Below are 11324 nucleotides of genomic sequence, written 5' to 3' on the forward strand. Positions count from 1 at the left end.
ACATGCATGCATAAAACTGCTCCCCAGGAGTCGGAACTGAATTTCTCAGTCCAACTTTCGGGGCCCAGTTCACAACCCAGGGGCCGTTCGTTTTGCTTCAGGAGCGGTTCAACCATGCGCTTGCACGTTGGCAACACCCTTGCCTTCGAGCAACGGGGGGCAGGGGGTTATCGTAAGCGCGCATCGCCGAGCGAGGAACGAGTGAGGTGTCTAAGCGCGTCGATGACGCCCTGCCCCTGTGCCGTTTAGGTCGCGTAGCCGTTCGGATTGTTCTTCTGCCACCGCCAGTGGTCCTCGCACATCTGCTCCAGGTTCTTGACGGCGGACCAGCCGAGTTCGGCCAGCGCTGCGGAGGGATCGGCGTAGCTGACGGCGGCGTCGCCGGGGCGCCGGTCGGTCAGCTCGTAGGGGATGTCGAACCCAGCCGCTCTGCCGAAGGCGGCCAGGACCTCCAGCACTGACGAGCCCTTTCCTGTGCCCAGGTTCCACCGGCGCACACCGGGCCGGCTGGCAATGAAATCCAAGGCGGCCAGATGCCCGGCGGCCAGGTCCATCACGTGGATGTAGTCGCGCACGCCGGTGCCATCCGGTGTCGGGTAGTCGCTGCCGAAGACGCGGACCTTGTCCCGGCGGCCCACCGCCACCTGCGCAACAAATGGCAGCAGGTTGTTGGGCACTCCAGTCGGATCTTCGCCGATGCGCCCGGATTCGTGCGCCCCGACGGGGTTGAAGTAGCGCAGCAGGGCCACGTGCCAGCGCGGGTCGGAAGCGCCCAGATCGGTGAGGATGTCTTCAATCTGTTCCTTGGTCCGGCCGTAGGGATTGATCGCATCCAGCGGAAGCTTTTCGGTCAGCGGCACTTCCTCGGTGGAACCGTACACCGTGGCAGAGGAACTGAAAACGATGGTGCGGATGTTGTGGGCGTCCATCGCACGGAGCAGGTTCAGTGTGCCGCCCACATTGTTGTGATAGTAGTGCAGGGGCTTTTCAACGGACTCGCCCACGGCCTTCAGACCGGCAAAATGGATCACGGCGTCCACCGACTCGGTTCCCAGCACCCGGTCCAGCGCAGCCTCGTCCAGCAGGTCGGCCTGGTGGAACCGGGCCTGTCGGCCGGTCAGCTCCTGGACCCGGCGCAGCGACTCCTCGCTGGAGTTGGCCAGGTTGTCGAAAACCACCACGTCGTGACCCGCCTCCAGCAAGGCGAGGGTGGTGTGCGAGCCGATGAAACCGGTTCCTCCGGTGACCAGAATTCTCATGCCCCCAGCTTAGTAGTTCGCCGCACCCGGCCCCGTACAGGGCCGCCGGCTAGCCCCGTACGGACGGCAGCGTGCCGGCACGCAGCCGGTCCGCCGGGCCGGGTGCCGCGCCGGACGGCAAGGACTAGAGTGGACTCACCGGCGGATGTGCACCCTCCGCGGGCGGCACTGCAGGGGAGCCTTCCGCCGGGCTGCTCCCCTCGAGGCCAGCGAAAGGACGCGGACCGGATGCAGGACATTTCCGGACCGGGGTGGCGGATTACCTCCGACACCTCAGGACACATGCTGCTGGCCCTGTACCTGCGGGACGTGGCCGGTTTGGACGAGGCCGGCCAGCCCGCGGTCTCGCCGGTGCTGCCGGCCGTCCGCACTGCCGATCCCACCCAGCTGACCGCGAAGGTGGGCGGTCCCGAAGCGCTGCGCCACGAGTGGGAGCTGTGGTGGGAGGATCTGGTCCGCGACCGCCCCGGCAACGCCGCCAAACTGGCGCCGCCGTCGTTTCCAGCCTTTGCCGGCAGCCCGGCCCTGCAGTTGCTGCTGCAAGCACACTTTGGTGCCGCGATGAGTTGGGCCCGCGTCCGGATGGCAGAGTATGGACAGCTGGCGCAGGAGCGCGAAGCCAGGGGGACTTCCGAGTTGATCCGCGAGATGGTGGAGGACCGGGAAATGGAGCTGGGACGCAGTGCGCGGACTTTCGAGCTGAGACTGATCGAGCTGCCGCTATGCGAGCCGCGCGCGTGGTTCGTGGAGCCGGACCGGGTGCTGATGTGCCAGACCCTGATGGACGATGAAGGGGCCTTCCGCAGCTACGTCCAGCCGATCGTCGAACTCATGGTTTAGCTGTACTGCCGGACACGTTGACCAATCGTGAGAAGGGCGGCTGGCTGCCGCATGCGGTGTTGGGTCGGTGATGGTTATAGTGGTGCAGCCAGCCATGTAGCTCCCCACGGCGCTCAGCCTCGGAGTTATTGCAGCGGGCGTAGGCCCAGCCGTCGACCAGTGCGGTGGAAGGGCTCGATCTTGCCGTTCGTCTGTGGGCGATACGGGCGGGTGCGCTTGTGCTTGAGACCGGGTTCAAAAAGCCGCTGACTGAATGGCCTCGGCGAGGTCGCGGGGACGGCTCCACATAGGCCAATGCCCGGTCGGGAGGTCAATGACGTCGAGCTGCTCGATGTTCGCGACTTCGGCAAACATGGCATGGCCTGCGCGGGCCAGCTCCAGCACCTGCACGCTCGGGATCGAGCAGCACACCAGGGTGGTCCGGACCTTGCGGCGGGCTTCATTCGTGAGCTCGACGGGCTGACGAAGCACGGGGCCGGGCTCAGGGACGGCCCGGGCCTGAAAACGCTCGAGGACCTCTGCGCTCAGGCCTTCGAGGCTCGCCTGCTGTGCGAGGACGTCGAGGGGCGGCAGCGGAAGCTCCTCCAACTCCTCCGGGATGTCTGGGGCGAAGGCGCTTCCCGTCGCCACAGGGCCGGAGTCGACCCACACCACTCGATGGACAAGCTCAGGGTGTCGGTCAAGGACGAGGCTGACGGGGGCGTTCGCCCCGCTGTGAGCGACGAGAGTTGCGGGCTGATCCTCCGAGACCCCGAGTTGAGTGACGACGTCTAGGATCGCTGTGACTTGATCGTCGAGAGTCTTCGACGCACGCTCGGGATCGTCCCCGTCGAGACCGGGCAGCGTCATCGCGATTGCACGTGATGGGTCGGTTGTCAGGTGTTCAAGGACTTCATCCCAGGCCCAAGCGCCCAGCCAGTGGCCAGCGATGAGAATGATGATCGGATTGCTTGTAGTACTTGTCATGTCACTACCCTCGCAGGCACTACGGACAAGGGTATGTCACTATTTATGTCATGAATTTGTCGGGGTCTGAACGGTGAAGCGAATGGAACGGCTCCATGCTCTCTCCGAGATGTTGCGCCGCAGCGGCGCGCGGGGGGTTTCCGCCGAACGGTTGGCGCGAGAGTTCGAGGTGTCCGTGCGCACCATTAAGAGAGACCTCGATGCGTTAGAGAACAGCGGTGCGCCTATATGGTCTCGCCCCGGTCCGGGCGGTGGCTACGGCTTGGCTATAGGCGCGTCCCTGCCGCCTGTCAGCCTGTACCCAGCGCAGGCCGTGGCGCTCATGGCAGCCGTGTCCGCTGCACCCGATGCCCCCTACGCCGATCTGGCAGCAGCAGGTATCCAGAAAATCCTGGACGTCCTCGATCCCAAAACCCGAGCACGAGCCGACGAGCTGGCCCACCGCGTCTGGGTTAACGCGCTTCCCTCCTCTTCGCGCGCCATCAAGTCGGCACTGGAGGAGGGGATGGCAGAGCAGCGGGTGATCCGCATTCGCTACACATCGGGAGACGGGACCACGACCACCCGTGACGTTGAGCCAGTGCTGTTCGCCTCCACGAACGGCCAGTGGTACCTGGTTGGGTGGTGCCGGCTGCGCAACGCAATGCGATGGTTCACCGTGGCGCGCATCGAGCGAGCCAGCGTAACCAAGACGGCTTGCGGCGGCCATACCATCCAGGAGGTCGGAGAACCCCCAGCGAACGCCAGACCGGTGCACGGTCGGGGCGAGTGAGTCACTCAATCAACCTTTCAGGTCAATACACCTAGGCTGCGGTGGCCACTGTGATCACGACATAGCCGGAGTCGGTCTCAGCGCGGACCCAGCCCCCGTCTTCGCGCTGCCAGCTGAGGCCGCCATGAGCAACCGATTCCACATCGAACTGTTTGGCGTTGGCCACTGCCCACTGGGCCACCGCCCAGCCCCGCTCATCGGCCGCAGCCACCCGGAGTTCGCGGCCGGCGACGGCCGTATCCAGGCTGGGGTGGACCGCTTCCAGCTGGGCCCGGACGGTAGCGGGATCGCCGGCTGTCCCGGCATCCTTGAGCACGCAGTTCAGGGCGGCAGGCGAATGGCCGGTCAAGGCCGACGCGAAGGCCTTGGCCTCGGCCTCGTGCTCGGCGTAAGCCAGTGGATAGGCACTGCGCTGTACTGTCTGGGCAGCATCCGTCACGGGCATCGACTCGTAATCCGGAACCTGTTCGAGCACCTCGTAGAACTTGTTGGCGGCGTACACGGGGTCTTGAACCTGCTCTTCCGTGCCCCAGCCCTGGGACGGCCGCTGCTGGAACAGCCCGCGCGAGTCGGGACCGGCCGTGTCACCGTAGTCGATATTGCGCAGCTTCGACTCCTGGATAGCCGTCGCGAGGGCAATAGATGCGGCGCGCGCGGGCAGCCCGCGCGCAATGGAAACTCCGGAAATCAGCGCGGCGTTCGCAGCCTGGTCCGGCGCCAGTTCGAAGGTCTCTGAACCAACGACGGCGGTGCACCGCTCCCGGACGAGGGTCTGGGAACGGTCAATGAACGTTGCGGCACCGTAGACGGCGCCGCCGACCAGAGCCAGCAGAACGATCAGGCTGAGCAGGCTGCGTGTCCTGCGCGCACGTACCGGCCTGGACATGGCGGTGCCGTCCTGTGCTGCTAGTTCGCGTGCAGGACCGCGTTGAGCTCAACGCTCTGGCCCTTGCGCGGCAGGACTTCCACTGCGCCGCTGGTGGAGTTGCGGCGGAACAGCAGATTGGATACGCCGGAGAGCTCCGCGGCCTTGACCTGGCGGTGGTCCCCGGTGGCTACGTCGACGAGGCGGACGCGGGTCCCCGCGGTGACGTAGAGGCCGGCCTCGACCACGCAATCGTCGCCTACGCTGATGCCGACGCCGGAGTTGGCGCCCAGCAACACCCGCTCGCCGATGCTGATTCGCTCCTTCCCTCCGCCGGAGAGCGTTCCCATGATGGAGGCGCCGCCGCCGACGTCGGAACCGTCCGCCACGACGACGCCTGCAGAGATGCGGCCCTCCACCATGGACGTGCCCAGGGTGCCGGCATTGAAGTTAACGAATCCCTCATGCATCACCGTGGTTCCGGACGCAAGATGCGCGCCCAGCCGGACGCGATCGGCGTCGGCAATCCGCACGCCTGAAGGAATGACGTAGTCAACCATGCGGGGGAACTTGTCCACTCCGTAAACAGTTACCGGGCCGCGGCGACGCAGGCGGCGGCGGACAGACTCGAAACCGTCAACGGCGCACGGACCGAAGTTGGTCCAGACCACGTTGGCGAGCTGGCCGAAGATGCCGTCCAAGTTGAGGGAATTGGGTGCGACCAGCCGATGGGAGAGCAGGTGCAGGCGCAGGTAGGCGTCGGCGGTGTTGGCCGGCGCGGCGTCCAGATCGATGGTTTGGGTGACTACCTCAAGATGCGTGCCGCGGTCCGCGTCGGCGCTGCCGGCTGCCTCTGCCGCCAGATCCATGTCGGTGCCCTGGCCGGCGGGAGCGGCACCCAGGCCCGGAGCCGGATACCAGACATCCAGCACCGTGCCGCCGTCGGTGGCGACGGTGGCCAAGCCGGTGCCGTAGGCGGTGCGGGGCGCATGTTCAGCGGCGGTGCTCTCGATCATGAATTCCAGTCTACCGAGGCGCAACGACCCTCCGGACAGGTTGGGAAAGGCTCGGGGAGCGGCTGGCTAAGCTGGGGGAGTGACTGCCACCATCACCCTGGACCTGACCTCCGACGTCGCCAACCTGACCGCGGCGCTGATCGACATTGACAGCGTTTCCGGCAATGAAACGGCCCTGGCCGACGCCGTCGAGGCCGCCCTGCGCGCGTTGCCGCACTTGGAGGTGCTGCGCGACGGCGACGCCGTCGTGGCCCGGACCCGGCTGGGGCGGCCGGAGCGGGTCATCCTGGCCGGCCATCTGGACACCGTGCCGTTGCCCGCCGTGCCCGGATCGAGGGGAACCGTGCCGTCAACCTGGGACGGTGGGGTGTTGTACGGCCGCGGCGCCACCGACATGAAGGGCGGAGTGGCCGTGCAACTGGCGTTGGCCGCCGAGTTGACCGCCCCGGCCCGCGATGTCACCTACGTTTTCTACGACCACGAGGAAGTCGAAGCATCCCTGAGCGGTCTGGGCCGCCTGGTGCGCCACCACCCGCAGTTGCTGCAGGGCGACTTTGCCATCCTGCTGGAACCGACCGACGGAACCGTGGAAGGAGGCTGCAACGGCACAGCCCGGTTCGAGGCGAGCACCGTCGGCCGGGCGGCGCATTCGGCGCGCGCCTGGATGGGCAGTAACGCCATCCACGGGGCGGCCGAAATTCTGGTCCGGCTCCGGGACCACGAACCGGCCACCGTAACGGTGGACGGTCTGGACTACCGGGAGAGCCTCAACGCGGTAAAGATCAGGGGAGGCACGGCCGGAAACGTCATCCCGGACAGCGCCACGGTGGAAATCAATTACCGGTTCGCTCCGGACAAGACGCCCGAGGATGCCGAGGTGTATGTGCGCAACCTGCTGGAGGGTTTCAGCGTGGCGCGCACCGATGCCGCGGCTGGAGCCCGGCCCGGCCTCAACCACCCGGCTGCCGCCGACTTCATTGCCGCGGTGGGGGCAGCACCGAAACCCAAATACGGCTGGACCGATGTGGCACGCTTCAGCGAGCTGGGCATTCCCGCGGTCAACTTCGGCCCCGGCGACCCCCTGCTGGCACACACCGACAACGAACACGTGCCGGCGGAGGCCGTCCGTGCATGCCTGGCGGCACTGCGGCGCTGGCTCGCAGCCTGAACCAGCGGAAACGTCAGGAGGGAGGAAGCCGCGGCTTCCTCCCTCCTGACGTTTCCGGCTGTGCTACTTGTTCTCCACGGCCATCTGCGGGACGTCGGCAACTTTGGTCTGGCCGGACGTCCGGCTGCTCAGGAATTGGGAGAGCCAATTGGCGATCCAGGACAGCGTGAAGTTGATGATGATGAACAGCAGCGCGGCAATCGTCAGTGCTTGCAGGATAGGCCCGGCGGAACCGTAGATCTGCATGGACCGCAGCAGCTCCGGATAGGTGATGATGTAGCCCAGCGCCGAGTCCTTGAGGATCACCACAAACTGGCTGATCAGGGCCGGAAGCATTGCCACCAGCGCCTGGGGGAGTTCGATGTTGCGCAGCGACTGGCTGCGCGTCATGCCAATGGCCATGCCGGCTTCGCGCTGTCCCTTGGGCAGACCGTAAACGCCGGACCGTACCAGCTCGGCGATGACGGAGCCGTTGTACAGCGTCAGCGCGGTAACCACAGCGTAAAACGGGATGTCCGCGGGCGTGCCGATCTGCAGTTTGCCGAAGAGCAGATAGAAGAAAACCATCATCAGCAGCACAGGGACGGCGCGCAGGAACTCGACGATGATGCCGCACACCGATCGGACCGCTGCGCTGGTTGCCAGCCGGCCGACACCAAAGAGGAGCCCGAAGAGCACCGATGCCACGATGGCGACGGCAGCGGCCTTAAAGGTGTTCACGAGTCCGGGAAGGAGTGAGAACTGCCAGACTTCGCCTGTCAGGAACGGCGTCCACAACTCCGGGGCGAGCTGCCCTTTCTCGTTCAAGCCGGTGATCACGAATACTGCGGCGCCAAGGAAAATCAGGACGCCGAGGATATTGGTGATCATGATCCGCGTCCGGGCCTTGGGACCAGGCGCGTCGAAGAGGACGTTTTGTTTGATGCTCATCGTGCCACCGCCAGTTTCTTCGAGAGCCATGTGGTTACCAGGCCGATCGGCAGCACGATCACAACGAAACCAAGGGCGAAGGTAGCGAAGATGGCCAGGATCACGTCCGGCCGGAACTCGATCATGGTCTTCATCAGGCCGGCAGCTTCAGCGACCGACGCCGCCGTTGCCACCGTGGTGTTCTTGGTCAGGGCAATCAACGTGTTGCCAAGCGGTGCCACGGCCCCCCGGAAGGCCTGCGGCAGGATGATCATCCGTGCCGCCGGAAGGAAGCTCAGGCCGATGGCTCGGGCGGCCTCGGCCTGCCCCAGCGGCACGGTGTTGACGCCGCTGCGGATGGATTCGCAGACGAAGGCCGCGTGATAGACGGAGAGCCCAACGATGGCCCAGAGGAAGAAATTGAAGTCGAAATCGCTGGAGAGATTGATCTGCAACTGGAAGACAGCGACCAGAATACAGAAGACCATGATGATCGTCAGCGGTGTGTTGCGGAAGACGTTGACATATGCCGTGCCGGCCCACCGGAAGCTGGGAACCGGTGAAATCCGCATCAGGGCCAGGATGGTGCCCAGCACCAAAGAACCCAGGGCAGCCCAAAAGGCGAGCTGGATGTTGACCCACAAGGCTCCGATGACGTCGTAGGTCTCCAGCGCCGTCAGGTAGCTCTGGAAATACTCGGACAAACTGTCCATCCCCTTTCAGTGGGAAGAGGCAGGCCATGCTGTGGGGCGGGGCCCCGCCCCACAGCAGCTGGTGCTAGGCGCAGGACTTGCCGGGCTTGGGCGGGTTCAGCTTCTTGTTGTAGGAGTAATCGACACCCTCGGTGTTCTTCTTCAGGGCTTCTTCCCAGGCACCTTCTTTGACCATCTTGTTGATGGCCGCATTGATGTCGGCGCACTTATTCGTGCCCTTCGGCAGGCCGACACCGTAGTTCTCCTCCGAGAACGGGTTGCCAACAACCTTGTACTTCCCGGCGTTGTTCGGCTGGGCTGCCAAACCGGCCAGGATGATGTCGTCAGTGGTAACGGCATCGATCTGGCCGCCCTGCATGGCGGTGACGCATTCTGCGTAGCTGGGCCGCTCGACCAGGTTCACGCCGGAGGCGTGCTCGTCCTTGATGCGCTGGGCCGAGGTGGAACCAGTCACGGAGCAGAGGTTCTTGCCATTGAGCGCATCCGGACCGGTAATTTCATTGTCGTCGGCCCGGACCAGCAGGTCCTGGCCGGCCACGAAGTACGGCCCGGCGAAATCGACGGTCTTCTTGCGCTCAGGGGTGATGGAGTAGGTTGCGAAAATCATGTCCACTTGGTTGTTGGCCAGCATGTTTTCCCGGTTGGCCGAGGGGGACTCGACGAACTGGATCTTGTCCTCCGGGTAGCCCAGTTCCTTGGCCACATACTTGGCTACGTCCACGTCGAAGCCCGTGTACTTTCCTCCGGAAGAGAAACCAAGGCCGGGCTGGTCGAACTTGATGCCGATGCGGATGGTATCGCCGCCGCCTGCGCCGCCCGAGGCCTCGCCGCCACCGCCGCCGCCAGTGCCGCCGCCGCCGCCACAGGCGGACAGCACGAGGGCCGCTCCGGCTGCCATCGCGGCAATTCCATAACGGGTCTTTCGCATGTTTTCTCCTTGCGTAGTCGGCCCTCCGTCAGTGAAGGGCCAGGTGTGTCAGGGATTTAGTGCTCGAGGATCTTGCCCAGGAAGTCCTTGGCCCGGGCACTTTGCGGGTTGGTGAAGAATTCCTGCGGAGTGGCCTGCTCCACGATCTGGCCGTCGGCCATGAAGATCACGCGATCCGCTGCCTTGCGGGCGAAGCCCATCTCGTGGGTGACCACGATCATGGTCATGCCTTCCTTGGCCAACTGCACCATGGTGTCCAGTACTTCGTTGATCATCTCCGGGTCCAACGCCGACGTGGGCTCATCGAAGAGCATCACCTTTGGCTTCATCGCCAGGGCCCGGGCGATCGCCACGCGTTGTTGCTGGCCGCCGGACAGTTGCGCCGGCAGCTTCTGCGCCTGGTTGGCCACGCCGACGCGGTCCAGCAGGCCCATGGCAAGTTCCTTGGCCTCGGCCTGCCTCATCCCCTTGACCTTGATCGGTCCCAGCGTGACGTTCTCCAGGATCGACTTGTGGGCGAAGAGGTTGAAGGACTGGAATACCATTCCGACGTCGGCGCGCAGCTTGGCAAGCGCCTTGCCTTCGGCCGGAAGCATGTTGCCATCGATCAGGATTTCTCCGTCATCGATGGTCTCCAACCGGTTGATGGCACGGCAGAGCGTCGACTTGCCGGAACCGGAAGGCCCAATCACCACCACGACTTCGCCCTTGGTGACCTCCAGGTTGATGTTCTGCAGCACGTGGAGCGAACCGAAGTGCTTGTTGACGTTCTTCAAGGAGACCAGCGGCTGACCCGAGGGGACATCAGACCTGGCTCCGGTTGCCGCCGCCGGAGCAGCAGTCGGCGTTTCACTATGCGATGCGTCACTGGTCATGGAACGAATGTAGCGAAAGATTCCCTTCAAGCAATGCATTGGCGACCGAACCGCCCGAATCGTGATTTAAGAGCAACCTGCTCCAGGGCACCGACTGGCGGCCGGGAGGCCCGGAAACCGTCGGAAAACAGTTCCGGATGGCACGCGGATCTGTACCCTTGGGAAATGACAAACGAGCAGGATTTTCCGATTCCGTCACAACTGCCGGGTGCCCCGAAGACCCGTTTCAAGGGACCTGTGGAGTTGCGGCGCCGCCAGGCAGACATTCCGCAGGCCGACCAGTATCTGCTGGACACCAAGGACCGGGCGGAGTTCACGCACACGGATCCATGGCGGGTGCTGCGGATTCAAAGCGAATTCGTTGAAGGCTTTGGCACCTTGGCCGATCTCGGGCCGGCGATCAGCGTCTTCGGCTCCGCCCGCACCCGGCAGGGCAGCAAGCACTACGCGATCGCCGAAGAGATCGGACGGCTGCTGGTCCGGCAGAACTTCGCGGTGATCACCGGCGGTGGTCCCGGTTCAATGGAAGCCGCCAACAAGGGGGCCAGCGAGGCCGGCGGCATGTCAGTCGGTCTCGGCATCGAACTGCCGTTTGAGCAGGGACTGAACAACTGGGTGGACCTGGGCATCAACTTCCGGTACTTCTTCGCCCGCAAGACCATGTTCGTCAAGTATGCGCAAGGGTTCATTGTGCTGCCCGGGGGTCTGGGCACTCTGGACGAGTTGTTTGAAGCCATGGTTTTGGTCCAGACGAGGAAGGTCACCTCATTCCCCATCGTGCTCGTGGGCGCGGCATTCTGGTCGCCGCTGATCGACTGGATCCGGAACACGCTTCTGGCCGAAAAAATGATTGCGGAGGCTGATCTCGAACTGGTCAGCGTGGTGGATACAGCAGAGGAGGCAGTGGAACGCATGGTCTCCGGGCTGTCCGCCCGGACAGGCTTCTGACCCAGCGGCCGCCCCTCTCTGGCACGATGGTGCTGTGAGCGCATTCCTGGTCTTTCTTGCCATTG

The 11324-nt window shown here is 64.6% G+C and carries 12 protein-coding genes and 1 pseudogene; 4 read left to right on the plus strand and 9 right to left on the minus strand.

The genetic code is table 11. The features are described 5' to 3' along the window. Positions 1-245: 245 nt before the first annotated feature. Positions 246-1259, minus strand: a complete 1014-nt coding sequence (gene galE / locus AC5RWT_RS29105) for a UDP-glucose 4-epimerase GalE (protein WP_494083236.1) — start codon at positions 1257-1259, stop codon at positions 246-248. A 228-nt stretch (positions 1260-1487) separates the two neighbouring features. On the opposite strand from galE, the gene AC5RWT_RS29110 reads away from it, so the two are divergent. Then, entirely contained in the window at positions 1488-2099 is a 612-nt protein-coding gene (locus tag AC5RWT_RS29110) for a hypothetical protein (protein ID WP_494083237.1), read from the plus strand. Here the strand turns inward: AC5RWT_RS29110 and AC5RWT_RS29115 are convergent. Together AC5RWT_RS29115 and AC5RWT_RS29120 are read right to left on the minus strand one after the other, a co-directional pair. Continuing rightward, positions 2089-2329: pseudogene (locus AC5RWT_RS29115) on the minus strand (integrase core domain-containing protein); the annotation flags it as partial. The gene AC5RWT_RS29110 and the pseudogene AC5RWT_RS29115 sit on opposite strands and share 11 nt — an antisense overlap. A gap of 4 nt (positions 2330-2333) precedes the next feature. Continuing rightward, positions 2334-3065 carry an alpha/beta fold hydrolase gene (locus AC5RWT_RS29120; protein WP_494083238.1) on the minus strand — a complete coding sequence of 244 codons (732 nt, stop codon included), beginning with the start codon at positions 3063-3065 and terminating at the stop codon, positions 2334-2336. Positions 3066-3138: 73 nt separating this feature from the next. Between AC5RWT_RS29120 and AC5RWT_RS29125 the strand changes: the two genes are divergently transcribed. Continuing rightward, the gene (locus tag AC5RWT_RS29125; RefSeq protein ID WP_494083239.1) at positions 3139-3837 is read left to right on the plus strand and encodes a helix-turn-helix transcriptional regulator; all 699 of its coding nucleotides are present in this window, start codon (positions 3139-3141) and stop codon (positions 3835-3837) included. Positions 3838-3868: 31 nt separating this feature from the next. Here the strand turns inward: AC5RWT_RS29125 and AC5RWT_RS29130 are convergent, their stop codons facing one another. Next, complete coding sequence (locus AC5RWT_RS29130; RefSeq protein ID WP_494083240.1) at positions 3869-4723, minus strand: hypothetical protein; 855 nt, start codon at positions 4721-4723, stop codon at positions 3869-3871. 20 nt (positions 4724-4743) lie between these two features. After that, positions 4744-5718: a 2,3,4,5-tetrahydropyridine-2,6-dicarboxylate N-succinyltransferase gene (gene dapD, locus AC5RWT_RS29135; protein ID WP_494083241.1), complete on the minus strand. Its 975-nt coding sequence runs from the start codon at positions 5716-5718 to the stop codon at positions 4744-4746. A gap of 79 nt (positions 5719-5797) precedes the next feature. On the opposite strand from dapD, the gene dapE reads away from it, so the two are divergent. Then, a complete protein-coding gene (gene dapE / locus AC5RWT_RS29140; RefSeq protein ID WP_494083242.1) occupies positions 5798-6886 on the plus strand; it encodes a succinyl-diaminopimelate desuccinylase in 1089 nt (362 codons plus the stop codon). Between the two features lie 63 nt (positions 6887-6949). On the opposite strand, the gene AC5RWT_RS29145 is transcribed toward dapE, so the two are convergent. The 4 genes from AC5RWT_RS29145 to AC5RWT_RS29160 form a co-directional block, all read right to left on the minus strand. Continuing rightward, positions 6950-7816 (minus strand): amino acid ABC transporter permease, encoded by an 867-nt coding sequence (locus AC5RWT_RS29145; protein ID WP_494083243.1) that lies wholly within the window; start codon positions 7814-7816, stop codon positions 6950-6952. Then, a complete protein-coding gene (locus tag AC5RWT_RS29150; RefSeq protein WP_494083244.1) occupies positions 7813-8508 on the minus strand; it encodes an amino acid ABC transporter permease in 696 nt (231 codons plus the stop codon). Before AC5RWT_RS29150 ends, AC5RWT_RS29145 begins: the two co-directional genes overlap by 4 nt. Before the next feature lie 64 nt (positions 8509-8572). Continuing rightward, entirely contained in the window at positions 8573-9436 is an 864-nt protein-coding gene (locus tag AC5RWT_RS29155) for a glutamate ABC transporter substrate-binding protein (protein ID WP_494083245.1), read from the minus strand. Between the two features lie 56 nt (positions 9437-9492). Beyond that, the gene (locus tag AC5RWT_RS29160; RefSeq protein ID WP_494083246.1) at positions 9493-10311 is read right to left on the minus strand and encodes an amino acid ABC transporter ATP-binding protein; all 819 of its coding nucleotides are present in this window, start codon (positions 10309-10311) and stop codon (positions 9493-9495) included. Positions 10312-10476: 165 nt separating this feature from the next. Between AC5RWT_RS29160 and AC5RWT_RS29165 the strand changes: the two genes are divergently transcribed. Continuing rightward, the gene (locus AC5RWT_RS29165) at positions 10477-11259 is read left to right on the plus strand and encodes an LOG family protein (RefSeq protein WP_494083247.1); all 783 of its coding nucleotides are present in this window, start codon (positions 10477-10479) and stop codon (positions 11257-11259) included. Positions 11260-11324: the final 65 nt, after the last annotated feature.

This window comes from Arthrobacter sp. Dra40 (assembly GCF_059091905.1).

Bases quoted from the DNA above. Each gene is read 5' to 3' on its own strand.
- AC5RWT_RS29145 (WP_494083243.1), bottom strand. From the start codon at position 7,816: ATGAGCATCAAACAAAACGTCCTCTTCGACGCGCCTGGTCCCAAGGCC.
- AC5RWT_RS29160 (WP_494083246.1), bottom strand. From the start codon at position 10,311: ATGACCAGTGACGCATCGCATAGTGAAACGCCGACTGCTGCTCCGGCG.
- AC5RWT_RS29155 (WP_494083245.1), bottom strand. From the start codon at position 9,436: ATGCGAAAGACCCGTTATGGAATTGCCGCGATGGCAGCCGGAGCGGCC.
- AC5RWT_RS29110 (WP_494083237.1), top strand. From the start codon at position 1,488: ATGCAGGACATTTCCGGACCGGGGTGGCGGATTACCTCCGACACCTCA.
- AC5RWT_RS29120 (WP_494083238.1), bottom strand. From the start codon at position 3,065: ATGACAAGTACTACAAGCAATCCGATCATCATTCTCATCGCTGGCCAC.
- dapD (WP_494083241.1), bottom strand. From the start codon at position 5,718: ATGATCGAGAGCACCGCCGCTGAACATGCGCCCCGCACCGCCTACGGC.
- AC5RWT_RS29165 (WP_494083247.1), top strand. From the start codon at position 10,477: ATGACAAACGAGCAGGATTTTCCGATTCCGTCACAACTGCCGGGTGCC.
- galE (WP_494083236.1), bottom strand. From the start codon at position 1,259: ATGAGAATTCTGGTCACCGGAGGAACCGGTTTCATCGGCTCGCACACC.
- AC5RWT_RS29150 (WP_494083244.1), bottom strand. From the start codon at position 8,508: ATGGACAGTTTGTCCGAGTATTTCCAGAGCTACCTGACGGCGCTGGAG.
- AC5RWT_RS29130 (WP_494083240.1), bottom strand. From the start codon at position 4,723: ATGTCCAGGCCGGTACGTGCGCGCAGGACACGCAGCCTGCTCAGCCTG.